Consider the following 26,999-nt stretch of genomic DNA (forward strand, 5'->3'; position numbering starts at 1 on the left):
CTTTGCTGACGAAGCAAAGAGGCTGGACTGACATAAGGACCGCTGCAGGTTGGCTTGTAGCGTAAAGGCGGCTGTTCATTATGTCGTTTGATGCAGGTGGGGTGATTTGTAGCGATGGTGCGCGCACGGCCACACATGGTGAGCCGTGTGAGACAAAGATGCGAACTATTCCTTCGCCACCGCACTACAGCGACATGACTGCAAGATGCGCTGTAAGGAATAATTCTACGCCAGCATACTGAGACTGTAGGTCTTCCGAGCACTTGCTGCGAACGGACGGTCAGAGCCATTCGTGGACATTAGCTTGCAATTTTTTGCGGCGTGCTAGACTCCAATTTATGCCGTCTGTATCGCATTTTGAAAACGCTGTATTCAGATACCGTTCCATCGATGCTCTACTTGGGGAGCGCGAAGAGTTGGGGCGTCAAACGGTCTATTTTGCACCGCCTGAGCATCTCAACGACCCCATGGAAGGCCTGCGTCAAATCTACTGGCACGGCGATCGGATTACATGGCGCAATCTTCTGCGGCATTACGTGATATGTCTCCAAAATCGTCTCTTTCAGGCGCTTTCGACAGATGATTCTGAGCGTTTGGACCCGCAGACCATCTCAGTGTTCCAGACGCTTGATAATCTGCCAACGCCAGAGGCCAGATCGTTGTGCGAGGCGTGTATCGCGGCGGTTGAGGCTGGTGAGCTTCATACCGCTCTGCTCGACCTGCTGGCGTGTGCTGATCGGGATATCGGCTTTTCAGAGCTTCAACTGCTCTTAAGGACTGTCCATATTGACTGGCTTGGAACAGTTTACGGAGTATTCGTTGAACACGGATTAGCCCAGCAAGGCCAGCCTGTGAGCGCCGAATCATCCAGTCTGGTGGATGTGTTGCGTAAGTTTCAACATTTGATGCCGCAAGTGCGCGAACAGGTTTCAGATGATGGCGTCGAGATTATCCATAACATTCGACAAATCATGTCCGATCAAACGACCCTGTTGGCCGCATACCAGCACGCCGATGTTTTACAGCCGAAACGTGCAAGTCTGTTTTTCGAGTTTACGACTGAATATCTCACCAACCTGATGAAGCTGGTTTATCCGCCGTGGTATGTCGCCTGCTTTTCCGGTCGACACGATAATGCTGCGATGTGGAGCTATTATGCGGACAACCATCGGGGTTGCTGCCTCGTATTTCGAGCAGACGACACAGAAACCGGTCGAAGTTTGCTGCTTAACGGGCCAACTGGTTACGGTTCCGATGGCATTTCGAGGAGTGTTCAAAACCTCCCACTCGAACCCGTGCGTTATACTGCCGGCGAGCAGCGGATCGAATTCTTCACGAATATTGGGCGATTGCCCCTTGCTCCGCTGGCGCGGAATTGGTTTCAGGATAACCATGGCCGTACATCCCCGCTTGCCCAACATCTCAACGAGGACAGGCAGGAGGCATGGGGAAACGCTTATTGGGAAAACTTCACTCCGCCCCTTCTCAGAAAGCTCCCCGACTGGCAGCATGAGAAGGAGTTAAGGATTGTTCTCTCAGACATTTTGAATATACGCGGTACGGATGAAGGCCGTACCTTCACATACGATTATAATACACTTGATGGCATTATCTTCGGGATCAACACAAACCTCTCCGATAAGGTGCGGATCATGCATATCGTTAATGCGAAATTGGCAAGCCGGTCAGTTCCTGAGCCCTTCAAGTTTTATCAAGCCCGTTACAATGCTAGAACAGAACGTATAGAGGCTCATCACTTCATTTGATCGCGCACGTCAGTAATCCTTCACAGTCTTGAGTTCGGATATCTAACGTCCAGAACCTTAGTTAAAATGGCGTCTACAAAAATAATATCCGGCTGATTCAACAACCTCCGTTCCTGCAACGACATAGAGGTCCGCAAAGGGTTCGTCGAACCGGCGAGTAATACGTCGCATAATCGGCCGCGAATGGCGGAACAAACGAGGTTCGGATTTCTCGATTAGCGTCGGCCTGTGAGTCCAGTCCATGACAAGTATAGGTCCTGGCTTTGCGACGCTCAATTGAGCCATAGGTTTTGGTGTCGAGCTGCAATCGAAGATTAGGTCTTAATTGCCTGAGCGAGTATTGTCCAGAAACCCCGCCCATTTATCCATAAGCACAATGCGTTTGTCGAAATAATTGGTGCGCCGATAGGCTGCCTCCACCCGGTTGCGGATGGTGTGGGCGAGGGCGGCTTCCACCACGTCGCCGGGGAGGGTGGTCTGTTCTGCCGCCCAGTCGCGAAAGGATGAGCGGAAGCCGTGCACCGTGACATCGCCGTGGCCCAGATCGCGCAAAGCCTTGGTCAGCGTCATGTTGGACAACGGCTTGCCTTTGCGTATGCCCGGAAAGATCAGATTGTTCTCCGCTCTAAGCGGCCTCAGCGTGTCCAGCACAGCGATTGCAGCATCCGACAGGGGCACATGATGGTCCTTACCCGCCTTCATGCGCTCTCCGGGAATGCGCCAGGCTTTGCCATCTTCGTCGATCTCGTCCCATGTGGCGAGGCGCACTTCTCCTGACCGGGCAGCGGTCAGGATCAGGAAGCGCAGGGCCAGCCGCCCCACACTGTCCTTCTCGCTGAGCTGAGCCATGAAAGCCGGTAGGTCCGCATAGGGCATGGCGGCGAAATGGCTCTCGGTCCTGGGCTGTTTGGGCAGGCCCTTTCGGACGGAGCGCAAAGGCGCTTCCTGATCCCGGTAGCCTTTGGCATGCGCCCAGTCGAGTACGGTGCCGATGCGCTGCAGGACACGGCGAGCTGTCTCCGGCTTGGTGAGCCAGATGCTGATCACCGCATCCCGGATCATCGGTCCCGTCACCTCGTCTATGCGCACATAGCCGATATGGGGAAAGGCATACGTCTCCAGGGTGGTGATCCACTGTGCCCTGTGCTTGGCGTTCTTCCAGGTGTGCTTGTGTTCCTCAAAAACCGCCCGTGCCGCTGTCTCGAAGCTGGGTGTTTGCAGCATTTCAGCCAGCTTGCGCTTGCGCTCCAATACCGGATCGACGCCGCTGGCATACAGCGCCCGCGTCTCCCGCGCTTTCTCGCGGGCCTCCGACAGTGACACCTTGCTTAAAGACCCCAGGCCAAAATCCCGCCGCTTGCCGTTGACCTGTATGCGCAACAGCCAGGAGCGCGAGGTTGGAGACTTGACCACCAGCATCAGGCCGTCGCCGTCATGATAGCGCCCCGGCTCTTTCGCGGCCTTCACGGAAAGGGCGGTGAGCTTGCTCATTTCAATCGTCCGTCCAACTTATTTTCCCCACAGTCTTCCCCACACTCTATCGAGGCTTAAGGTGGAAATCAACGGATAGTCATGGAAGAGCATTTCAGTAAATGGCTGTTTTTAAGTAATTTTATGGAATAGCAAAAACGTATATGGAATATGGTTTAGCGGACTCACTCTCCGCCATTATCTCGCTCCCGGCAAATTACTGCGTGATCGTCCTGTCAGGGTGACCAGGCCCCAACCGCAGCCTGGGGGCTCGGGCTTTCGGGTTACCAAACAGTCTGTCCGCCATTTATGCGCGCGCAGGGTCGCTGTGCGAGCAATTCTGCCTGGGGTCTGAACAGCCGGGGCGCCTGACCCGGTTCGATGTGGGGCGTGGTCTTTTCCGGTGTGGTCCCGTCAGGGTGTCAGGCCTGCGATCTCCTTGACCAGCAGTTTTCCGAACAGGGTGAAATTGGGCTCCACGCGGCTGGTCGGTCCGGTGATGGAGATGATCAGGGGACGCATGTTCACGGCAAGGCCGACCGGCGCGGAAATGGCTGTGGCGTCAGGGAAAACCGCCCCCACGGCAATGGTGAACCCTTGCCGGCGTGCGGTATCGGCCGCCTGTAATATGGCCTCCAGCGGGTGGCGGCCGGTATCGATCTGCCGGCGGTTTTCCGCCCGTCGGTACAGGGCTCGGATCTGCTGCGCCTCCAGTGTTGACAAATAGGCCGTGCCGACGCCGGTGCCCCAGACGGAGAATTTCTGCCCTTTTTCGGCGGTGAAGGAAATGGCATTGTCGCTTTTTTCCACCTGGACCAGTTCAATCATCAGATCCTGGTAGGCGGCCAGCGTCACTGTCTCGCCGGTAAGGTCCTTCAATGTTTCGAGAAGGGTCATGAGCGCCTGCGGAAATATGGACCCATCGGAGATCCACGCCCCCAGCGCAGCAAAACGCGCAGTCGGGAAATAGCTGTTGGTGCGGCGGTCGACACCCAGCATCCCCTGATCGCACAGTGTTTTCAACAAAGCCGCACAGCTTGAACGCGGCGCCCCGATCGCGTGGGCGATATCCTGCGCGGTGAGCGCTTTGCGGTCCCGTTCAAAGGTTTCGAAAACGCGGATGGTGCGGACAACGGACTGGCTAACAGAAGACATTGTAAAATCCATATTTATAGAATTTATTCTAAATATATGGATTTTATTGACTCAACAAGGGGCTTGGTGAAAAATTTGTAACAATTCGGGAGGGATCTATGACGCAACTCAGCACGCTTGGCCGGGACCTGGCTCTGGATATTTACCGCACCATGGTGCGTATCGCCGCGTGCGATGAACGGATTCAGCAGGGCCTGGCCGCCGGGGATTTGCAGTTTCAGTATTATCCGGCGGGCGGACAGGAAGCGATTGCCGCCGCCATCGGGGCGCTTTTGACCCCCGAGGACTATTGTGTCACCACCTACCGTGTGATTCACGACATTGTCGCCAAGGGGACCCCTGTCAGGGAAATCATGGCCGAGATGTACGGTAAGGAAACCGGAACCTCCAGGGGTAAGGGCGGTCCGATGCACCTGTCCGACCCGAAGTCCGGTCTGATGGTCACGACCGGCATCGTCGGTGCCGGCGCGCCCATTGCAGGCGGCCTGGCACTGGCGGGGCAGATGAAGGGTACGGGCCGGGTCACAGTGTGCAGTTTCGGCGACGGCGCCGCCAATATCGGTGCCGTGCACGAGGCGTTGAACATGGCGGCGCTGTGGCGGCTGCCGGTCGTCTTTGTCTGCCAGAACAATCTGTATGCGGAATACACCTCGTTCGAGGGTTCGACCCGGTCGACCGATATTGCCGGGCGTGCGGCGGGGTACGGCATGGCGGGCGAGCGCTGTGACGGGCGCGACCCCGTCAGTGTCTATGAAGCGGCCGGACGTGCGATAGACCGCGCCCGTGCCGGTGACGGCCCGACACTTTTGGAATGTGTCGCACCGCGCCTGCAGGGTCATGCCTTCGGCTCTGACCAGGCTCATATGGACCAGGCCAGACTGGCCGAGGATATCGCCAATGCGCCGCTGAAAACCGTGCGCAACCGTCTTCTGGAAGAGGCGCTGGCCAGCGAAACCGAACTGACGGCCATTGAGGATGCCGCCAGGGTGGAAGTGGACGCGGCCCAGACTTTCGCCATGGAAAGTCAGAGCCCGGCCGCCGCCGAGCTTTACACGGAAATCTTTGCCGATAACACGCTGTTGCCGGAAGGACCGGGAGCCGGCGGTGTGGCGGCGGATGAGCCCACGCCGGCGGAGACGGTCAAGGCCTCCTTCGGGGAGGCGGTCAACAACGCGCTGGATGTGGCGCTGGAAACCGATCCCGATGTTTTTCTGCTGGGTGAGGACATCATGGACCCCGCCGGCGGTATCGTGAAGGCCACATACGGTCTGTCCACCAAATACGGTACCGAGCGCGTGCGCGGTACCCCTATCTCCGAACAGGCGATCGTGGGCGCGGCCATCGGGGCCTCGTTGACCGGAATGAAACCGGTGGCCGAGATCATGGTGTGCGATTTCGCCATGGTCTGCATGGACCAGATCGCCAACCATGCCGCCAAGCTGCGCTATATGTCCGGCGGTCGCACCAGCGTGCCGGTTACGCTCAGAATGCTTACGGCGGGCAATGTCGGCAGTTTTGGGGCCCAGCATTCGCAAAGTCTGGAAAGCTGGTTTGCTCATATTCCGGGCCTGAAAATCGTGGCGCCGTCCAACGCGTTTGACGCCAAGGGTCTGCTGCTGTCCTGCATTCACGATCCCGACCCGTGTATTTCGCTGGAAGCCATGCGCTGTTTCTTCGCGCCGGGCGAGATCGGCGTGGGTGACTACCGCGTGCCCATCGGCAAGGCCGCCGTGCGCCAGAAGGGCGATGATGTGACGCTTGTCTCCTACAGTTGGGGCATGCAGGAAGTGATGGGCGCGGCCGGCGCTCTGGCCGAGGCGGGCATCTCCGCCGAGATTATCGACCTGCGCTCCATCGTACCGCTGGACTTGAACACCGTCCTTGCATCCGTTGGCAAGACGGGACGTGCCGTCATTGTCCATCCGGCCGTGGAGTTCTGCGGGTTGGGTGCGGAACTGTCGGCAAAAATTCACGAAAACCTGTTCAGCGAGCTGAAAGCGCCGGTGGCCCGACTGGGCGCGCGTTACACGCCCATTCCATTCAATCAGCAACTGGAGGCTCTGCACTTCCCCACTGCCGAGGGCATTGCGACCACAGTGCTTGGCCTCTTCGGTAAGACGCCAGCGTAAAGGAGGCGGAACCGTGGCGAAAATGACGCTGAAGATTCCGAAGGGCGCTGTTTCCATGCAGCAGGGCACCATCGTGGAATGGAAAGTGGCTGACGGCGATACCGTGGCGGTGGGCGATCATCTCTATGACATCGAAACCGAGAAAAGCACCATCGAGGTGGAATCGCCCTTTGCTGGGACAATCAGGATCCTCGCACAGATAGGGGAGGCCCTGCCGGTCGGGCACCCGGTCGCGGAGATCCACACATAAGGCGCGGCGCACGCTCCAAGGGGCGGGATGTGTGATGCGCGATGGGAGGGGAAGCAAATGAATAGGATCATGAAAGCCAGTGCGGCCGTTTCTGGAAAGCAGCCCTCCCGATTTTCGGTACGGACCGGACTAATTCAACCTTGTTCCGCCGGGTTTCGTGGCCTGAGGAGTGCGCGTTCCCATGTCTGATCCTGCCTATCTGATCATTCGCACGGCCGCGCCGCATATCCGTTTCCAAAGGTTCTGCGCCGCCAACCGACAGCATGGCGGTATCCTTGTGGCGGCCCGTGCGATCCATGAGATCGAAACGCTGGAGCCCGGCTCTATCCCTTTGCACACATGGATTGCCCTCTTTCCGTCGATGGACTCCGCCAAGGCCGCCTGGACCCGTATGGACACATCCATGCTGGCGGCGCCCGCACCGCCGCTGGCGCTGGCCGCGCGGGCCGTGCCCGACGGTGGTTTTGAGGACGACGTCATTCCCACACGCACCAATGTGACGCCGGGGCCGGATCAGCCGCCGACCCTGATGCTGATCGAGGGGACGGCCACCGACGAAACCGCGATGGACCTCTATCGCGGGGTCATTCTGCCCATGCTGAAGGCGCGCGGAGCCTATTATGTCCTGTTTGAGTTGGGCGGTGATATAGCGGTGCTGAGCGGTGACTGGGATGATGCGGTCTTTCTCATTAGCCGCTGGCCCAGCGCCCATGCCGCGCGGGATTTCTGGCTTGCCGACCGGTATCAGGACACGGCGATTCCGCTACGTCTCGGAGTCAGCGCCTTTCAGGTTGTCACCCTTGAGGGGGAGCGCGACGATGGCTGAGCCGGAGCCGGACGCCAGAACGGTGGTCAAAGCGTTTCTTGAGGCCATGTGGAGCGGTGACAAGGCGGCGGCCAAGGCCGCGTTTTCGGAGGATGCCCAGTGGTGGTTTCTACCATCCTTGGGGTATCAGCGGCCCATGCCGGCCGGAGATGCGCTCGATATTGTCATGGACGACATGATCGGCCGGTTCGATACGGACAAACCCTTTACCGTCGATCTGCATCATTTGATTGCCGACGGCGGCGAAGCGGCTGCGGAATATACCGCTCGTGCCATCCTGAAAACCGGCAGGCCGTACGAAAACAGATATCTTCTGCGCGCCAGCGTCGCGGGAGATCGCATCGTCAGTGTGCGGCCCTACACAGATACCAAATTCTTCCTTGAAGAGCTGTACGGGGAGTAGGTCGGCTATGGTGAAGGCGATCGACATTGTCTGCAATCCGTTTACGGCGCAGGAGGTTGCGAAACAGCAGACCGGCTTTGACGAGAATTTCATGGAGCAGGTGCGCATGCCGGAAGACATGCGCGGCGGCGTTGCCATGGAACGCTATGCGGACATCATGGATGAGGCCGGGGTGGATCATTCCCTGCTGATCGCCGTCCGCGCCGGCGACCGCCGGATGAAAGGCTCCATCGCCATCCCGTACCAGCAGGTGGCGGCCTATTGCGCCGCCATGCCGGGCCGGTTTTCCGGTCTAGCCGGGGTGGATCCGTTCATGGGCATGGAACAGCTGCGTGATCTGGAATACGCCGTGCGGGAGCTTGGCTTCGTCGGCGCGCACAGCTACCCCCACTGGTTCCGCCTGCCGCCGGACGCGGCCCAGTGGTACCCCATCTACGCCAAATGCTGCGAACTGGACATCCCCATCATGATGCAGGTGGGCCAGAACCTGATCTATCAGAAGGATGTGCGCCTGCCGTCGGTGGCCCGGCCCATTCTGCTGGATCAGATCGCCATCGACTTTCCCGAGTTGACGCTGATCGGCATCCATATCGGCGTGCCGTGGACGGACGAGATGATCGCCATGGCGTGGAAGCATGAAAATGTCTTCATCGGCATCGACGCCTATGCGCCCAAACATTTGCCGAAGACGCTGGTGCATTACATGAACAGTTATGGCAGCCACAAGGTGCTGTTCGGCACCGACTGGCCGGTTATCGATCCGCGCCGGGGTGTCCGTGAAGTCCAGGGCCATGCTTTGCGGCCGGAGGCTTATGAACGGGTGATGCGCATCAATGCGCTTGCCGTCTTCCCCGCATTGGCCGACAGGCTGGGTACATAGCCCATGGCAGCACCGTTACCGGACGGGTTTACCCACCTGGATCTCAGCCGTGCCATCCGCACGGCTGCGGTACGGGTGCCGGAAAAGCCGGCCCTCGTCTGTGACCGGGGCACGCTGACCTATCGGCAGCTGACAACGCGGATGGACCGTGTCGGCAGCGCCGCTGTCCGGCAGTGGGGCTTGCGGGCGGGGGATGTCGTTGCCGTCATCGCACCGAACCGCCTGGAATATCTGGAAGTCGTGGCGGGACTGTCCGACAGGGGGGTCGTCGTTGCGACACTGAACCCCCGTATGGCGGCACCGGAACTGTCGGTCATTCTGGCGGACTGTCAGCCCAGGGCCGTCCTGATCGATCCCGCCCTTGATGACCTGGCCGAGACCGTGCGGGCGGCAGGGGTGCCGCTGATTGCCTTCGGGCCTGCATATGACGCCCTTCTGCGGGAAGCTGTCGTGCCTTCGGGCCTGCCTGTGGTGCCGGAATGGGCCAGTTTTTCCCTTTGCTATACCTCCGGGACGACTGGTGCGCCGAAAGGGGTGATGCTGTCCCACCGCAGCCGGGCGCTCATGGTTCTGGCCATGGGGGTTGAATATGGCTGTTTCGGCATGGACGACCGGTTTCTCGCTCTTGCACCCCTTTACCACGGGGCCGGTTTTGTGTTCGCGGTGGCTGCCCTGTCCTTCGGCGGGACCTGTCTGCTCTTCAATGCATCCGATCCGGAGGCCATCGTCCGCCGTATCGCCGAGGGGGACGTGACCGGTGTCTTTATGGTGCCGACCCATTTCAAGCGTATTTTCGATCTGCCCGAGCGTGCCTTTGCCGGTCTGGCGGATCGTCACCGTCTAAAAGCCGTCATTTCCAATGCGGCGGCTTTGCCGCAGCGCTTCAAGGAGGCAACCTGCGCCCATTTCGGGTCCGGCCTCTTGCATGAAACCTACGGCTCGACCGAAGGCGGCATCGTCACCAACATCCGGCCGGCCGATATTATGGACAAGCCCGGCAGCGTCGGCACGCCCTTCATCCATATGGAGGTGGCCGTCCGGCGCGAGGATGGCACCCTGTGCGCCCCCGGTGAGATCGGCGAGCTGTTTTGCCGTGGACCTTACAGTTTCAACGGCTATTTGAACCGGCCGTCGGAGACGGCGGAAACGCTGCGTGACGGCTGGGTTACCGTGCAGGATCTGGCGCATGTGGACGGAGACGGTTTCATCACCATCGACGGCCGCAAGAAGGACATGGTGGTCTCCGGCGGCGTCAATATTTATCCGGTGGAAATCGAGGCCGTCATCGCCCGCCAGCCTGGCGTGGCCGAGGTTGCCGTGGTCGGTCTGCCGGACCCGGAATGGGGCGAGCGTCTGCACGCCTTCATCGTGCCCGAGAGCGGGCGGCCTGTCTCCGAGGCGGGTGTTCTGAGTGCATGCCGCGAAAATCTTGCGGGCTACAAAGTGCCGCGCGGCATGACCTTCATGGACGCGCTGCCGCGCAATACCAGCGGCAAGCTGCTGAAACGCACGCTTCGGGAGGGCATAACCACACAACCATAGAGACTTTTTAGGGAGGGGTCGAATGCAATACGGAATCAGTTTATCAGCCATGGTCGCCGCACAGGCCGCCATACTGGTCACAGCGGCGGCACCTGCCGCCGCGCAGACAGCCGACAGTGACAGTCTTGTCCTGGAGGAAGTCGTCGTCACCGCGCAGCGCCGGGCCGAAAGCCTGCAGGAAGTACCGGTCGCCATCACAGCCCTGAGCGCGGAAGCCCTGGAAAATCGCCAGATCACCGAAGTAGTCGATATGATTTCCACGGTGCCGAACCTGCATATTTCCAACAATATCGGTCAGGGCAGTGCCACCACCGCCTTTATTCGCGGCGTCGGCGAGACGGATGCGATCATCACCATCGACGCGCCTGTCGGTTTTTATCTGGACGATGTCTATCTGGGCCGCACGGGGGTGAATAATCTTTTCCTGTTCGATACGGAACGGGTCGAGGTGCTGCGCGGCCCGCAGGGTACCCTTTATGGCCGCAACACCAGCGCCGGCGCCATCAAGCTGGTCAGCCGAAAGCCCGTTTTCGAGACGGAAGGCCGGTTTGAGGCAAGCTATGGCCGCTTTGACGAATGGCGCCTGCGCGGCATGCTCAACACCACGCTCAGCGACGATACGGCCGTTCGTGGGTCCTTCATCGTCGGCGATGGCGGCGGCGACACCTTCAACATCGCCAATGATACACGGGTCAACGATATGAGCGTGGGCGGCGCGAAGCTGGCGACCCTTACCAAGGTGTCGGACCGGGTCACGCTGGAGCTGGGCGGAGACTGGACACGCACCAACCAGAACGGCCGCTACGGCATCGATATTTCCGGCATTCTGCGCGAGCCCACCGGCAGCCTGTTTGTCGCCAACACCAACGAGGTGACGGAAAATATCGGTGAAACCTGGGGTGTCTCCGCCAATGTGACGTGGGAGGCGTCCGACACAGTGTCGGTCAAGTCCATCACCGCGTTCCGCAACACCAATCAGCGTTTCAACATCGAGCTGACGGACCAGCCCACCTCGCTCTATGTGGTGTTCAGTGACAATGACAGCGATCAGTTCAGCCAGGAATTCCAGATTACCGGCAGTGCCGTGGACGGCCGGCTGAATTATGTGGCCGGTCTGTTTTATTTCAACGAACGCAGCACGTCTTTCATTGGCGATTTCATTTTCCAGTCCCTGGTGTTCAACAAGGACCTCGGCGTGGATGTGGACTCCTATGCCGCCTTCGCCCAGTTCGACTATGATCTCAGCGACAGGCTGACCCTGATTGTCGGTGGCCGTTTCACACGGGATGAAAAATCCATCGATATCGTCCAGCGCTTGGGGGGCGAGCCTGGTTTTGAACCCGGCGGCGACGTGATTTTCGATACCGACACGGTAAACGGACAGGTGCTTGATGCCCGGCCGGACGATCCGGTACGGACCGATCTCGGGTTCAGTCGCTTCAATCCCAAAATCGGTCTGGAATATGCCGTCAGCGATGACCTGAATCTCTATGCGACCTATACGCAGGGGTTCAAATCCGGCGGTTGGTCGGCCCGCGTGACGGCGGCCAACGAGTTTTTCGATTTTGACCCCGAGGAGATTGACAGTTTTGAAGTCGGTGCCAAGGGGACACTGATCGACGGACGCGGACAATTCAGCCTGGCCGGTTTTTATTACGATTACCGGAACCTGTTCAATACCGGCACCACGGCTGACGGCAGCTTTGGCATCGCCACGTCGGATGCGGAGATTTACGGTGTGGAGCTTGAAACCAACTGGCAGATCGTAAGCGGCCTGTCCGCCTTTGCCAACGCCTCCTTTCAGGAGGGCGAGCGCAACGCCGTCTCCGCCGCGACCATCGCACTGGGCGATGAACTCCAGCGCTTTCCCCAGTGGCAGGCCGCTGTCGGCCTGGACGGTGTGCAGCCGCTGAGTGACAAATACGATCTCATCTATAATGCCAGTTACACATATATGGACGAGCATTTCGTCAACCCGCAGAATACGCCGTCCGCGCTGACGGGACCCGTGGATCTGGTGAATGCGCAAATCGGCATCGCAACGGCGGACGGTGCGGCGCGCCTGACGCTTGGCTGCCGTAACTGTTTCGGCGAGCTGTATATCGACCAGATTCTCGACTTTGCCCCGCTTGGCTTCATCACCGTCTATCCGGGCGAGCGCGCCCGCTGGACGGCGATGGTCTCTTTCACCTTCTGACCTGGAAAGGACAGCCCATGACCGCGCCCCACCACCCGCACGGCAGCGTCTATCAGATCGCTTTCGTGGTTGAGGACCTTGAGACCGCCGCCCGTCACTGGATGATGGCGGGGGCCGGCCCCTTCTATGCGTTTCCGGGGTTTGAATTCACCGATATCCGTGTGCCGGACAGCGGACCGTCCCCTAGGTTGAGCATTCTGCTCGGCTATTCCGGAGACACGCTGATCGAACTGATGCGGGTGGAGGCGGACCCCCAAGGACTGTTCGGCACTGCCGGGCGCCATGCGCCCCATCATGTGGCCCTGCTGGTCGATGATATCGCCGGATATCTGGCCGGGGACAGCGGCCTGAAGGCCGACCTGCTTTTTCACGGTCATTTTCCAACCGGCACGCCGGTCGCCTATCTGGACACGCGGGCCGAGACCGGACTGGTGACGGAGCTTGTCACACGGGATGATATGGTCGCCGCCATGCTGGCCCGAATGCATGCCGAGGCGTGCGCCTTCGACGGCAGCGACCCGATCCGGAGTTTCGGTTGAATGGATACCTCTCTCACCCGCCGGGCCCTGATCGGGCGGACGGCGGCCGCCCTGGCCGCCGCGCAGCTTGTCGCCTGCGGCCTGCGCGGGGACACCGCCCTGACCGAGGCGGACGTGGCCGCCGCGCTTTCCCGTCTGGCCCGCGACCTGTTTCCGCATGATAGGGTGACCGACCGCCATTATGCGGCGATCGCCCGTGGCTTTCTGGACCGGGATATTGCCGTTGCCCGCCTGCTGGTGCAGCGCCTGAGCGCACCGGACAGGCCCTATCACCATCAGGATCGGGCCGCCCGTCTGGCCGGGATCGAGGCCAATATCACCGATGCGGGCGTGCAGGCCTTTCGCTTTGCCGTGCTGCTTGGCCTGTACACCGATCTGAGTGTGACGCGGACATTCGGCTATCAGGGGCCGTCCTTTGAGGATTTCGGCTATCTGGAGCGCGGCTTCGACGATCTGGACTGGTTGCCGGACCCTGCGTGAACCGGACCCGTCATGAACACGGCACTTGCCGATACTGTTGGATACTGGGGGACACAGCGTCATGATTGATCCGGATGACCCGGCGATTGTCATTATCGGTTCCGGCGCGGGCGGCGGAACGCTCGCCCATGCGCTGACGGCAGCCGGCAAATCCGTCGTTCTGCTGGAAGCCGGGCCGCGCATCGGGGCGGCGGACTGGATACAGGATGACATGGCGGCATACGCCCAGTTGTCCTGGTTGGATCCCAGGGTGGCCACCGGCAGCTATGCCGCGGCCCGTCATGCCCCGACCATGCCCGCCTGGATCGTCAAGGCCGTCGGCGGCTCGACCCTGCACTGGAACGGCCTGTCCTATCGCGCTCAGCCGCACGAATTTGCGCCGCTCAGCCGATATGGCGTGGTGTCCGGAGCCAGCCTTATTGACTGGCCTGTCGCCTATGATGATCTCGCCCCTTATTACGACCGGGCCGAGGATCTGATGGGGGTGACGGGGACGCACGGTATTCCGCCGCACCCGGCCACCAATCATTATAAAGTGCTGTATGCGGCCGCCAAACGCCTTGGCTACAGCCATATCTCCAACGCCCATATCGCCATCAACAGCCGGGATCGGGACGGGCGACCCGGCTGTATCCAGATGGGGTTCTGCAATCAGGGCTGCAAGATCAATGCGAAATGGTCGACACTGGCCTCGGAAATCCCCAAGGCCGAGGCTACCGGACGGCTCGACCTGCGCGCGGGCATGATGGCCGTGCGCATAGACCACGATGCCGCTGGCAGGGCGAACGCGGTGGTCTATCGGGACGGTGCCGGGACCCTGCACCGCCAGCGCGCCGGTCTTGTTTGCGTTGCCGGCAATGCCATTGAAACGGCCCGCCTGCTCTTGCTGTCCGACAGCCCGGCTTTTCCGGACGGTCTGGCCAACACACATGGCCATGTGGGACGGCATTATATGCGTCATACGACCGCCATGGCCTTCGCCCGGCTGCCAAGGCCCGTCAATATGCATCGCGGCATTGTCACGCCGGGCACGATTTTCGATGAAGCCGGGCATGACGAAGCCCGTGGGTTCGCGGGCGGCTATCTGATGGAGGCCGCGGCCCTGGCGCCTGTCACGCTCGCCATGCTGATCGATCCGGGTGCCTGGGGGCGCGACTATGCCGATTTTATCGGCAATTACGATCATCTGGCAGGGGTTCTCCTCAACGGCGAGGAACTGCCGCGTGCCGATAACCGCGTAACGTTAAGTCCCGATGTCAAGGACGCGGCCGGCCACCCCGTGGCGCGGGTGCATGTGGACGAACATCCTCACTGCGACGCCATGCGCGGGCATTTCCATGCGCGGGCCCGGGCGCTTTTCGACACGCTCGGCTCCAGTGATGTTCGCACCGGCGTGCCGCCGTCCGCCACCCACAATATGGGCACCTGCCGTATGAGCGCGGACCCCCGGGACGGCGTGACCAATGCCTTCGGTCAATGCCATGACGTGCCCAACCTGTTTATCTCCGACGGCAGCGTTTTCTCCTCAAGCACCGCTGAAAATCCCACACTGACCATTGTCGCCCTTGCCCTCAGGCAGGCGGATTACATCCTCTCCGGCGCGGGCGGGATATAGGCCGCCTTTCACGCAAGGGGCTTGTGCCCCGCGCGCCCGTCCCCTGTCAGCGACAATTGCACGATCCGGCGGTTGGCCTCCGTCCGGTTGCGCACCACCAGCCCGCGTTTGACAAGGCGCTCGATGATGGCCGACGCCGTTGTCGGCACCACCCCCAGAAAACCGGCGATGTCGGTTCCCGTGCACAGGTCGTGCGTGCCAATGAACAGCAGGGTCTGAACGTCGGACGGGTTCAGCTTCGCGGCGGTGCCGGCGGCGATGTCGTCGCCGATTTTGAACATGCGCACAATCGCATCGATCGCCGTGCGCAATTCCGTGATCTGGGCGTCCTGGATCTTGCCGTCTTTGATCTGGCCGTCTTGGATCTGGCCACGCTCGATCTGATCGGGGGATGGGTCGGTCATCGCCGTACTGTACAATCTTCGCGCCGCGCCGCAAGGCCGCCTTTGCCGCTGGGTCAAACGCATGGGGCGGCCCGCGATACCGCCAGTCCGGCCTGCCGGACCGCACACATTGCGCATTGGCCGTGTTGTCCCTGCCGTTGAGAGGGAATACGGGGACGGTATATACAAAAATATATATCTAACCTTTTGATTTAAATGGGAAAATTTTCAAGAAAAACCATATACTGTCCCCGTATTTAACAGTGCCCTTCAAGGGGGCGGCCTGTCCCTCGCCATGGCTGGTCCGCTGTGGCGTCTCTCTACCCGCTGTCCGGGCCGTCGCCGGCGTGCTGTCCGGTCGCGGATGCGGAGACGGCCGCCTCGCACAGGGCGTCCGTCACGCGGCTGCTGCCCATCCACGCCAGCGAGAAGGGGGCGTAAAAACGCGGCGACAGCGGGCGGCGTACCAGTCCGGGGATTTGCAGCCCGGTATAGGCCGGTGCGAGCGCTACGGCCGCCCCGATCGCGGCGATGCACAGCATCTGCAGAATATCGTCGGCCACCACCGCCACGTCCGGTTCAATGCCCTTGTGCCGGAACAGGGCGCGAATGCGGTCGTGCAGCATCGGATGCGCGTCCGGGCTCGGCACCACCAATGGCACGTCGGCAAGATCGTCGAACGCGATGGCCGTCCGGTCGGACAAAAAATGTCCGTCGCCGACGAAGATCTCGATCTCGGCCTGGCCGATCTCAAGCCGGTTGAGGTGGCCGGGCAGGCAATCGTTCGAGGCGATCGCCGCATCCACATGGCGCTCCGTCAACGCTGTTGCCAGCGTTCGCTCCGTCAGGGTGACGAGCGAAACGGTCGCCAGCGGATGCGCCTTTTGAAACGTCGTGAGGAGAGAGCCGGAGAAGGGCTGGGCCGTGCCGATCAGCACACCCAGCCGAACGGAGTCGATATCGTTGCTGAAGCCGGACCGGGCCTCCCGTGTGCCGGCGGCGATGTTTTCCAGGGCGGTACGGGCACGCGCCAGAAACAGGCGCCCGGCCCGGGTCAGTGACACGCGGCGGGCCGACCGTTCCACAAGCGTTACGCCCACATCCCGTTCAAGCTCCTTCACCGTCCGGCTGACGACGGGCTGGGATGTGTTCAGGCGCAGCGCCGTGCGGCCAAAATGCAGTTCCTCGGCGAGCATCGCGAAAGTGCGCAGGTGTCTCACATCCATCAATGATATCCATTTTGCTATGTTTGAGTAGATATTCGATATTATTCACGCATGACACGCTTTGCTAGTCTTTTCAGAACCGTTGCAAGGGAGAGGGCGGCACGCTGGACATCGACAGGCGTCCATCGAACCGTTCCGGGCAAACCGGAGTTTGTCATGGCACACTACAAAGGCACGGTGGCGGCCCTCGCCACCCAGGTAGGTATTTGGGTGACATCCGCCCTGTCGGCCTCTGTGGCCCTGGCGCTGTCACACGGACCGGGGCGCGCCTTCCGCGTCTGGCACCGGGCGAAGCGCAGAGCCGGCCAGGCCATCTATGTCGAGGATCTGCCAAAGGGGCCGACGCTTACCTCCGGTCAGCGCCGCGCCGGGGGGCCGTCGGTTCCGCCGCGCCCCGCCGACAAGGCGCATCCCTTCAAGCCGCGCTTCATGCGCCATGGACGCTTTCCGGAGCCGCGCCGGACGCTTGTCTACCGCGATCCTCCGCTTTCGGGGCTGACCCTTGCCGGCGTCGGCGATGAAACGCCGCGGCGTTTCACCAAATTCTACCACGCGGGGCACGACCAGATTTACGGGGCGATAAATTTCGGGTTCCATATGCTCATGCAGCCCAGGGCGGTCGCGACGCTGATGCGGGTGCAGTGGGACAATCGGCGGGCGACCGGACCGATCGCCCGGGCCCGGCAGGATGTGGCCGATCCTGCCCTGATGGCCGAGACGATCAAGCGGCTCGCCAAAGCGTCCGGCGCAACCCATGTCGGCTGCACCCCGGTCGTGGAGGAGGCGGTTTACGCCCCTTACGACGACGTTCTGCCCCACGCCATTGTCATCGCCGCCCCGATGGACCGCGAGGCCCTCCTCGGCATCCCCGACCCCGACAGCCTCGTTTCAATTCTGGAAGGCTATTATGAGGTCGGTCATACGGCCCTCGACATCGCCGAACACATCCGGTCGCTGGGCTGGCGGGCGGAGGCCGACACCAATCTCGGCAATGCGCCCGAAAAGGTGATGCACATTCCATTGGCGGTGAATGCCGGCCTCGGCACCATGGGGCGTCACACCTCTCTCATCACCGAGAGCCACGGGGCCAATGTGCGCCTGGCCGTCGTCCTGACCGACCTGCCGCTGGCCTTTGATGCGCCGGTGGACTTCGGCGTCGAGGCCATGTGCGCCAATTGCCGGGTTTGCCGCGAAAGCTGCCCGTCCAACGCCATCTACGAAGACAAGCAGATGGTCCGTGGGGTGCGGAAATGGCACCTGGATTTCGACCGCTGCATGCCATACTTCAACGAGAATGACGGCTGCGGTGTCTGCATCACCGTTTGTCCCTGGTCGCAATCGGGACAGGGGCCGCTGACGGCCCTGATGCAGCAGCAGCGGGCCCGCGTGGCCGACAGCTGGCCGGAGCCCGTGCCCGATGAGGATCGCCTTGTGGCTCTGTCCCCCATGCCGGACGAACCGCCCCATGTGCCGGCGGTCGGCGGACCGGAGGACTGGTGGCAGCAGGTCGAGATCACCGATCTTCGCCCGTTTCCCGGCGGCATTGTCGAATTGAGCCTGGAGCGCCCCGGCGGAGCGCCGCTGCCCGACTGGTCCGCCGGCGCCCATGTCGAACTGCGCCTGCCGTCCGCCCGCGTGCGGCCGTATTCGCTCGCCAACCTGCCGGAGGAGGGACGGTACCGGCTGGCCGTCAAGGTGGAGCGGGACGGCACCGGCGGATCGCGGGAGGTGGGCACCTTCCGGCCCGGTCAGCATCTGACCGTGTCGCGCCCCGGCAACAACTTTCTCGTCGCCGAGGATCTGCCGCACATGATTTTGTGCGCCGGCGGGATCGGCATTACCGTCATCGCGGCGCTCGCCCGGCGCCTGACACAGCTTGGCGCCTCCTGGGAGATGCACTATTCCGTCAGAACCGTGGATCAGGCCATCTATGCCGACGAAATCCGCGCCTTGAACGGCGGGCCCCTCACCATCCATACCGATCGCGACTGGCTCAAGACGCCGCCAACGGACCGCCCCGTGGGCACGGGCGTCGCCACATGCGGTCCGCGGGCCTACATGGACGCCGTGCGCGCCTGGGCCCTTGCGGGCGGTATCGATCCGAAACGCTACTACTGCGAGGAGTTCGGCTCGCTGCGCAAGGACGCCCCTTTCGATGTGGTCCTTGGCTCCAGCGGTGAGCGTGTGCGGATCGAGCCCGGACAGACGATCGCACGCGAACTGTCCCGGCGCGGCATCCATATTCCCGTTTCCTGCGGCTACGGCATTTGCGGGGCCTGCACGGCGGGCCTGCTGGAGGGCGAGCAGGACGCCCGCGACCATATCTTTTCCGACGAGGAAAGGCGCACGAAGATCGCGCTGTGCTGCTCCCGCGCGGCGGGCAGCGAGATCGTCATAGATCTGTAGGGCCGGGATCTGTAGGCCGGTATGGCGTTTGCGCGCCTCCTGGTCCTGGGGTGTCCGGTATCGCGTCGGGGTCAGGCCACACGCCGGACGCGGCCCGCGATACCGCCAGTCCGGCCTGCCGGGCCGGACATAGTCCGCATTGGCCGGGTTGCCTCTGCCGTCAAGGGAGAATGCCTGCACAATATATAATATATAAATATTTGATTTGATTAAGAAAGTTTCCAAGAAAAACTATATACTGTCCCTGTATTTTACAGTGTCCTGCAAGGGGGCGTCATGTACCGCCCCAGGTGCCCCAGATGCCCCTGTGACCTTCGGCGCTTTGGCGTGGATGATCGTACCATGTGCCGTCGATGGGCGGGACGGTTCGCCGGTCTTTGGTTCTGTCTGCCAACGATGCGTCGGTAACGATCGTGCGTGAGTATGTACCAAAGGTTATAAATACACGTTAATTTTGTATTTTATTTTATAAAAAATACTCTTATAAGTATTGTTCCATATGGCCGGATATATCCTTTCAGTGGTCATGCGCCAGCAAATGCCTTTCCAGTAGGGGGACGGGGGAATGAGCCAGCATATCAGACACACGGCACTTGCCGTGGTTTTTTTCGCGTTTTCATTGTGTGGCGGCAGTACGGAGATTGCCGCGCAGGGGTATCCCGGCGGGGGCGGCGCTCCCTGCCCGGATGAGAATATCAACAGCTGGTTCCCGCACCAGGACACGCCGGAACCCGACAATGCGGGGTTTCAAAGCAAATCCATCTGCGAATTCCATGAATGGTCCTGGCAGATGTTTTTGTGGCTGACCCAGGATGTGGACGGACAGCCGCGGTTTCTGGGCTTCGAGACGCCCTATGACCTGCTCGGCATCAACAACCGCGAGGTGCTGATGCCGCGCATGGGCAAAAGCAACAGCGGCGAAAGCTTTGACGAATTTCTGCAAGCCGGCACGGACGGCATCCTCGTCGATCAAACCGGCGACGTTGTCTATTATTCGCAGTATCTGGACGACACCTTCGTCACGTTCATGCAGGACAATGACCTCACCGATCCGAACAAGGCGTTTGACTTTCCGGGCACCACCAGTTTTCCCATCGGCGCGGTCGAGCTGAAAGCGTCCTGGCGCATCGTCGATGAGGGCGAGGACACAAGCGACGTCTTCACCATGCCGTCGACGGTCTTCGCCCTGGCCAACCGGGGCGGGAAGATCGTTGTCGATACCGCCAGAACCCGCGATGTGACGCTGGCGCTTGTGGGCTTTCACATCGCCGGCGTGGTCAACGGCCATCCGGAGATGATCTGGGCCACGTTCGAGCATGTGAAGAACGCGCCCAAAGTGCCCGCCGATTTCACGCCCGATACGGTGATTTCGGACCATGATTACACTTTTTACAAGGCCGGTACGGTCTTTGCCGACTGTAACCTGAATTACGCCCTGTCGCCCGAATTGAAGCTGAATGAGAAAACACAGAAAATGTCGCCGGTCACCCAGGTGTGCCGCCAGTATGAATTCGGCAACGGCACGGACAACCTTCCGGTTCTTCAGGACAGCGTCAAGACCAACGACCGCAATGTCGCCGACCTGAACAAGGTGGTGCGGGCCCGTCTGAAGGCGGAAGGCGATGTTTTCGCCAATTACCGCGAAGTCGGCGCCATCTGGTTCAGGCCCACCGACGCGCTGAAGCCGGGTATGAGCCTTGCCAGCGATGTCGATGCCGCGGGCAATCAGTTTCTGATCGGTTCGCTCAGGCTGTCCAATTCCACCATCGAGACCTTCACCCAGCTTTCCAGCCGCATGAACAATTGTTTCCGCTGCCACAACACCATGCAGACGCTGGCCCCGGCAAGCGGCGACACCCGGCTGAAACCGCTGCCGGCCAAAAACATCAATATCAGCCACGCCTTCCAGAATATCTATTTCTGGTCGCAACAGATCGCCAACGGCGACACGCTGCTGGCCACACCCGAAAACTGAGCCCGGCCAGGACGCGCGCCCGACCCGCAAGGGTGGGGACGGGCGCGCGCATGGGAAGGCTCACGCACAGATTTTTAGGGGAACATGCATGTCCAACACCTATTTCCGGGTTCATCCCGCCATCAACATCGCCCGTGTCGGCAACAGCGACAGCTATTATATCGCGCCGGAAACCGCCGCCGGGGATCTCATCGACAAGGAAAGCGGCCTGTTCGGCGGCCTGCCCACCAATAAAGACACCGGAAAGCCGGTTGAGGCCGCCGATTTCCGCGACAGCGCGCAAAAGGTCGTGCGGCAGGCCGCGCGCTTCCGCATCTATGCCTATGACCGGCCGCAGGATGCCTATCCCGGCACCGATCCGGGGCGCGAGATCAAAATCGGCGACACCGTCGGCGGCAAGACGGTCAAGGACATCGTCTGGATGGTCCATCTCGCCAACAAGAAGAACAATTTCTTCCAAATCACCAGCGCCAACGGCGAGGAAGAGGGCATCAATGCCTACAAGCCCGGTCCGGACGGAAAATACAATTTCCCGCCGGTGCGGGACCCCAGCATCGGCCCGGCGGCAAAAGACGGCCTGGAAAAACTGGCCGAGCCCGAGCGCCTGAAAAAACTGGTGATCGATCCGGGGCCGCGCACCATCGCCTCCAGCGCGGCGCCGGACACCGTGGTTCCTTTCAACGCGGCCACGCCCTGCACCTTTGTCGACGACAAGGGGAATGTGGTCGACGCGCCCTATTATCCCGTCAGCTTTCCCGACGATCATTTCAAGATGTATCAGTATTTCGGCGCCATCGACACGCTCGGCGAGCTTCGGATCGAAAAGGATACCGGCCGGCTGGTGATTGCCGGCGGCTATGGCCGTGCCAGCGGTATCGAGCAGAAGGACGGCGGCCCGCCGCCCATGACCGATGCGATCGACAATAACTACTGGTTCGACGACATCGCCGACGGCCCGGTCAATGCGACCGTGCTGTTCGATGACGGCAGCACGGCCGAGGTCGTCGCCGGCTGGTTTGTCACCAGCGATCCCGGTTACGCCCCGCAGACCCGCAATATAGTCTCCACCTGGGACGATATCTTCAACACCTGGGTGGAAAATCTGGATCTCATGCCCGACCTGTATTCAGGCGGCACTTACCAGAGCGATTACAAGGCGGTGTTCAACCGGGACATTCTGCCGGTCTTTCACGGTGCTTTCCTCCAGCGTTGGAACACCAACCTGCCGAGCCAGGGCATCAACGGCCATGACCTGATGGCCAGCATCACCCCGCGGGACAAACCCAGCGACCGCATTCCCAGCTTCAAAAGCCTGATGCGCGACCCCAACATCCCGCAGGACGATGACGAGGGCGTGAAAATGCCCCTGTCGCTTGGCGATGCCACCAAAAGTTTCCTGTCGGTCAGCCCGACGCAGTATTTCCTGATGATGCAGTGGTATGACAACCGGTTCGTCGCCGATGCCCCGCCCATCGGTCCGGGCGAGCGGTTGGACCGGGATGTGTTGCTCAACTGCCTCGGCGGGCGTTATTCGCCGGGGATCGAGCTGACCTTCATCGTCCGCGACGTCAATCTGTACGATCAGGACTGGAAGGGGGCGACCGGCCCCTTCCGCATCAATCAGGACAGGCTGGATTATACCCCCTACACCGAGGAAAGCGGCCGCGACAAAATCCCCCTCGGCGTCGGTTATATCCCGCTTCAGACCGCCAGGGTGCAGCCCGGCGACCTCAGCAAATTCATGTCGCAGCCCTGGCACACCGACTATAACAGTTGCGCCGTTCACCTGCCCGACCCCAACCCGGACGCCAACAATACCCTCTACTGGTCCTGGCCGTCACAGCGGCCGGTTCAGGTTCATCCCGCCGACCTGTGCCATTATGACGCCGAGAAAGGGGTCTGGAATCTGGGCGGCCAGCTGTTCAGCGTGCGCGGCGACGGCTCGGGACCGGAAAACGGCACCCACACCAATCTGCCCCAGAAGGTCGGACGCTTTCAGGAGTATCCCGATTTCGTCGAAAACTGGCACAAGGTCGGCTTTATCATTCAGGGCACGCAGATCCCCGCCGACCACGGTGACAATTACGGCAGCGACAAGTTCCTGGAAATTGCCAGCCTGTTCACCGGGCCGGGCGATCTGGTGCAGCCGTGGCCCACGGCCGTCCTGCCCACCGGCGATGACTGAGCGGCCCCATCCCCCTGTGCCCGACAGTCTGTGCCCGGCAGCCTGATGTCCAACGGCCATCCTATGCCTGATGGTCTGATATCCGGCGGCCCCAGTGCTGCCAGTGCCGACAGTGGGGTCGCCACGGGGCCGCGGACCGCCCCATGGCACCCCCCGCGCCAAAGGACCGTCGCCGTGATCGGCGGCGGCCCCGCCGGCGCGGTGGCGGCCCGGGTGGCGGCGCGCACCCTGGCCGCGATGGCCGGGGACGGCTGGCGACAGCGCTTTGCCGTCCATATTTTCGACAGTGCCCCCTGTTCGTCCGAGCGTATCGGTGTGTCCGTGCGTATCGGCGAAAGCATCCCGCCCGCGGCCACCCCGCTCCTGCGCAGGCTGGGACTGCACCGCGAAGTGGAGGACGGCGGCACCCATCTTGTCTGTCCCGGCAGCATATCGCTGTGGAACGGGGACCGTCCGGGCCACAATGACTTCATGCTGGATGTGATCGGGCGCGGGTATCATCTGGACCGCGCGGCCTTCGACCGGCAGCTGCTGACGGCGTCTGAGCGCAGTGGTGCGGTTGTCCACCATGCCGCGCGCCTGACCCGCGTGCGCCCGCGCATCGGCATGGCGATCGCCGATCGCGGTGCCGTGACACCCGGCCGTGCCGACGGCCCGCCAGAAAATTCGCCAGAAAACCAGCCGGAAAACCAGCCGGAAAACCCGTCAGGGAACCGGCGGGACGGCTGCGGCTATCTCCTCGACCTGTCGCTATCGGGTCGGGGCCGGGCGGACAGCGTTTTTGCCGCGGATTTCGTCATCGATGCCACCGGCGGTCCGGCGGCCTTTGCCCGCCGTATCGGCGTCGCCCGCAATATTTTGGACGATGTCGTCTTCCACTGTGCCTTTTTCGATCTGCCGTCGGGTTGTGACCTTGTCTCCCACACACTGGTCGAGGCCGTCGCGGACGGCTGGTGGTATGCCGCCCGGCTTCCGGGTCACCGGCTGATCGTGACCTTCTGCACCGATATGGAAACCACCCGGCATCTGGCCTGTGCCGAGGCGGACATCTGGCACGGTCTGCTGCGGCGGACCCGCTGGCTGAAAACCGTTCTGCCGGACAGTGTGACCGGCGCCGGCACCCTGCCTGCCCGCATTGTCACACGGGCGGCGCCGTCGGCGCTTCTGTCGGCGGTGTGCGGCGATGACTGGCTGGCCGTGGGCGATGCCGCCAGCCAGTATGACCCCATCACCTCCGCCGGCATCACCAAGGCCCTGATGCACGGCGAGGTGGCCGGACAGGCAGCGGCGCGCCGGCTGGCCGGCGGCGACCGCGAGGGCCTGCGGGCCTATCAGCGCCGGGTGTTCGACGATTTCCTGAATTTCACCCGCGTGCGCCGGCACCTGTATGGCAGCGAAACCCGGTTTCCGGACGCCCCCTTCTGGCGGCGGCGTCTGGGCCGGGCCTGACCGGCGGCGGGGGTAGGGGGGCGGCACAGCCAAACAGGCGCACCCCGGCGGGGCGATATAGTTGTGCCCGCACCCATGCCCGCACCATGAATGCCGGCGCCCGGATGCCGCCGCGCCTTGGCCTGTGTGCCGTCTCGTATCGTATCGGGATCAGGCCGCACGCCGGACGCGGCCGGCGATACCGCCAGTCCGGCCTGCCGGACCGGACATATGTCGCATGGGTCGGGCGGCCTCTGCCGCCGGGAGAAAATACGGGGACGGTATACTAGAAAATAATAAGTTAAATATTTGACTTTATTAAGAAAATTTCTAAGAAAAACTATATACTGTCCCTATATTTTTACCCCGCTTTTCAAGCACGAGGTTTGTTCTCCACCGCCGTTTCGCCTCGCGGCCCGTTGCCGCCTGTGTCCGGTTCCATGCCTGTCCATGACGCCGTCACGAAAAGATTGTCACCGGTCCGTCTGCCCGCTCCCTGCGGGCCTCGGGCAGCCGCTGGGCCAATTGGATGGCTGGGCTGCCGCGCCGGCAATGAATATCTTGACAATACACGTAAAAATATAATTTATTATTTTAATAAATCTTTAAGGTTGCATGGGGGATATCATGGCTGCTTGGAATGCATTTATGTCCGTCGGATTGAACAGCCTTGGTGATCATTATGGCATTAGCGGACTGGGTGATCTGTTTGACGGACTTTTCTCCTCATCGGATGATGAGTTGAAGGATATCCTGAAAGAACTGGACCAGATTGCTTCGGATGTCAGTGAGATCAAACAGCGCCTTGACCGGCTTGCGCTATATGTCGAAAACATGAAGGTTGTTGAGTATTATACGAAGATCGAAAGTTCCTTTGAGGATGTGATCGCCTTATCCCAACAAAGATCAAAAAAAGGCACCGATCTAAAAAAATTAAGAGACAACATGGCACGGGTTGCCAAGGACATGGCCGACCCGACGAATGGTATCAAGAACGTGTGCGACGAAATGAGCGCCTTTTTGGTTGGCAATGATGTCAATGATGTCGCGTTCGTCAGCGAAATCGCCAAGAGCAATGTCGATAAGACGTTCGTGCCATACTATATGAGCGTCCGTACAGCCTGTGCCAAGTACGCTCTGGCGTATCACAAGGCAATCGCCTGCGTTCGCTGGATGGCGGCTCTCAGCAAGGTCAAGGATGTCGATTTCGGTTTCGTTACCGATGCCGAATGGATCAGGGATATTGAAGCCCACATTCATGCCCTGAGCCATGCATTCACCAAAGAAATCCCGATGAGCGCCGAAAGAATATTCAATCACCTGAATGACCTGCCGACGCACGGGACCACCGCGCATCCGACCTTCCGGGTCGATAACGCTTTTCCCGCATGGCCTAGTGGGGTCAGAGTGCGGATTTCTTCTGCAAAGTACAGAAGTAAAAAACTAAACATTAAGATGCTTAAATTTCGAAGAGAAGACCCAATTCTTGCTGTAAGGGCAGATGATGATGACCCTGGGGGAGTGACATTTTATTTGGCTCCTGTTACGCCATTTCATTATGCTTCAGTGAAGTATGACGGTAAACCCGAAGATAAAGACAAAGATATTCACTTTTGCCTGTTTTGGTTTCAGGACATATTGGGGAATGCGCATCATATGCTCGGTAATTCCAAAGGTATCCTCTGTGCGCAAAACTGGAACAGTGGAACGGCCGGTGGAGAAACGGTATATCCGCCAAGGTTTCAGCTTTACCTGAATCATGACGGCACATTTTCTCTTCAATGGTATAGTGACCGCAGCAGTGGGTATGGTGAAACTCACCATGCGGGCCACTTTCCAAAAATTGAACGCTTGGACAAATCCCCCTTGAGGGAAATTCCCTTCTTCTTTGAAGAAATAGAAGATGAGTTGAATGATATGGTGTACTCGGATGATGGTGATTCGAAGAAATTCGATCGCTCTTCCGAAGAACAGAAATTTATATTGCAAATATCGTGATGCGGAAAATCGGCTGATAAGAGTCATGCTCCGTTATGAGACCGGTGTGTTCTCCATGTTGTATCCCATTGGTGGGGATAGCCATGAATGACCATGGTTTGGCCGGGGCCGGATACCCCTTGTGTTGAGCCTGGCATGTCATGCGG

At 60.6% G+C, this 26,999-nt stretch carries 20 protein-coding genes; 16 read left to right on the forward strand and 4 right to left on the reverse strand.

The features are described 5' to 3' along the window. Positions 1–338 precede the first annotated feature (338 nt). On the forward strand, positions 339–1,766 hold the full coding sequence (locus tag BXY39_RS09865; protein ID WP_121938681.1) for a DUF2971 domain-containing protein: 1,428 nt from the start codon (positions 339–341) through the stop codon (positions 1,764–1,766). A 321-nt stretch (positions 1,767–2,087) separates the two neighbouring features. Here the strand turns inward: BXY39_RS09865 and BXY39_RS09870 are convergent, their stop codons facing one another. Beyond that, a complete protein-coding gene (locus tag BXY39_RS09870; RefSeq protein WP_170163741.1) occupies positions 2,088–3,257 on the reverse strand; it encodes a tyrosine-type recombinase/integrase in 1,170 nt (389 codons plus the stop codon). A 393-nt stretch (positions 3,258–3,650) separates the two neighbouring features. Beyond that, on the reverse strand, positions 3,651–4,391 hold the full coding sequence (locus tag BXY39_RS09875; RefSeq protein ID WP_170163742.1) for an IclR family transcriptional regulator: 741 nt from the start codon (positions 4,389–4,391) through the stop codon (positions 3,651–3,653). A 98-nt stretch (positions 4,392–4,489) separates the two neighbouring features. Here BXY39_RS09875 and BXY39_RS09880 point away from each other — a divergent pair, with 98 nt between their 5' ends. From BXY39_RS09880 to BXY39_RS09925, 10 genes are all read left to right on the forward strand, one after another. Continuing rightward, positions 4,490–6,520 (forward strand): alpha-ketoacid dehydrogenase subunit alpha/beta, encoded by a 2,031-nt coding sequence (locus BXY39_RS09880; RefSeq protein ID WP_121938683.1) that lies wholly within the window; start codon positions 4,490–4,492, stop codon positions 6,518–6,520. Between the two features lie 22 nt (positions 6,521–6,542). Then, positions 6,543–6,770, forward strand: a complete 228-nt coding sequence (locus tag BXY39_RS09885; protein WP_121938684.1) for a lipoyl domain-containing protein — start codon at positions 6,543–6,545, stop codon at positions 6,768–6,770. A gap of 181 nt (positions 6,771–6,951) precedes the next feature. Continuing rightward, a complete protein-coding gene (locus BXY39_RS09890) occupies positions 6,952–7,596 on the forward strand; it encodes a DUF1330 domain-containing protein (RefSeq protein ID WP_121938685.1) in 645 nt (214 codons plus the stop codon). Further along, a complete protein-coding gene (locus tag BXY39_RS09895; RefSeq protein WP_170163743.1) occupies positions 7,589–7,999 on the forward strand; it encodes a nuclear transport factor 2 family protein in 411 nt (136 codons plus the stop codon). The genes BXY39_RS09890 and BXY39_RS09895 overlap by 8 nt, the downstream gene beginning before the upstream one ends. A gap of 7 nt (positions 8,000–8,006) precedes the next feature. Next, complete coding sequence (locus BXY39_RS09900; RefSeq protein WP_121938687.1) at positions 8,007–8,879, forward strand: amidohydrolase family protein; 873 nt, start codon at positions 8,007–8,009, stop codon at positions 8,877–8,879. Between the two features lie 3 nt (positions 8,880–8,882). Next, complete coding sequence (locus BXY39_RS09905; protein WP_121938688.1) at positions 8,883–10,421, forward strand: class I adenylate-forming enzyme family protein; 1,539 nt, start codon at positions 8,883–8,885, stop codon at positions 10,419–10,421. Between the two features lie 22 nt (positions 10,422–10,443). Next, the gene (locus BXY39_RS09910) at positions 10,444–12,618 is read left to right on the forward strand and encodes a TonB-dependent receptor (protein ID WP_121938689.1); all 2,175 of its coding nucleotides are present in this window, start codon (positions 10,444–10,446) and stop codon (positions 12,616–12,618) included. Between the two features lie 17 nt (positions 12,619–12,635). Beyond that, a complete protein-coding gene (locus tag BXY39_RS09915; RefSeq protein WP_121938690.1) occupies positions 12,636–13,157 on the forward strand; it encodes a VOC family protein in 522 nt (173 codons plus the stop codon). Further along, positions 13,158–13,637: a hypothetical protein gene (locus BXY39_RS09920; RefSeq protein WP_121938691.1), complete on the forward strand. Its 480-nt coding sequence runs from the start codon at positions 13,158–13,160 to the stop codon at positions 13,635–13,637. It abuts the gene before it with no gap. Between the two features lie 61 nt (positions 13,638–13,698). Next, entirely contained in the window at positions 13,699–15,252 is a 1,554-nt protein-coding gene (locus tag BXY39_RS09925; protein WP_121938692.1) for a GMC family oxidoreductase, read from the forward strand. Between the two features lie 8 nt (positions 15,253–15,260). Here BXY39_RS09925 and BXY39_RS09930 read toward each other — a convergent pair whose 3' ends face one another. After that, positions 15,261–15,656 (reverse strand): MarR family transcriptional regulator, encoded by a 396-nt coding sequence (locus tag BXY39_RS09930; RefSeq protein WP_170163744.1) that lies wholly within the window; start codon positions 15,654–15,656, stop codon positions 15,261–15,263. 299 nt (positions 15,657–15,955) lie between these two features. Next, the gene (locus BXY39_RS09935) at positions 15,956–16,861 is read right to left on the reverse strand and encodes a LysR family transcriptional regulator (RefSeq protein WP_121938694.1); all 906 of its coding nucleotides are present in this window, start codon (positions 16,859–16,861) and stop codon (positions 15,956–15,958) included. A 156-nt stretch (positions 16,862–17,017) separates the two neighbouring features. On the opposite strand from BXY39_RS09935, the gene BXY39_RS09940 reads away from it, so the two are divergent. From BXY39_RS09940 to BXY39_RS09965, 5 genes are all read left to right on the forward strand, one after another. Next, a complete protein-coding gene (locus tag BXY39_RS09940; RefSeq protein ID WP_170163745.1) occupies positions 17,018–19,267 on the forward strand; it encodes a 2Fe-2S iron-sulfur cluster-binding protein in 2,250 nt (749 codons plus the stop codon). A gap of 565 nt (positions 19,268–19,832) precedes the next feature. Continuing rightward, positions 19,833–21,242 carry a hypothetical protein gene (locus tag BXY39_RS09945; RefSeq protein WP_211332176.1) on the forward strand — a complete coding sequence of 470 codons (1,410 nt, stop codon included), beginning with the start codon at positions 19,833–19,835 and terminating at the stop codon, positions 21,240–21,242. A gap of 88 nt (positions 21,243–21,330) precedes the next feature. Then, entirely contained in the window at positions 21,331–23,427 is a 2,097-nt protein-coding gene (locus tag BXY39_RS09950; protein ID WP_121938696.1) for a LodA/GoxA family CTQ-dependent oxidase, read from the forward strand. Positions 23,428–23,601: 174 nt separating this feature from the next. Further along, positions 23,602–24,876 (forward strand): hypothetical protein, encoded by a 1,275-nt coding sequence (locus tag BXY39_RS09955; RefSeq protein WP_147453537.1) that lies wholly within the window; start codon positions 23,602–23,604, stop codon positions 24,874–24,876. Between the two features lie 606 nt (positions 24,877–25,482). Next, a complete protein-coding gene (locus BXY39_RS09965; protein ID WP_147453538.1) occupies positions 25,483–26,853 on the forward strand; it encodes a hypothetical protein in 1,371 nt (456 codons plus the stop codon). Positions 26,854–26,999 lie beyond the last annotated feature (146 nt).

It is taken from the genome of Eilatimonas milleporae (assembly GCF_003688555.1).
Classification (GTDB): domain Bacteria; phylum Pseudomonadota; class Alphaproteobacteria; order Sphingomonadales; family Kordiimonadaceae; genus Eilatimonas; species Eilatimonas milleporae.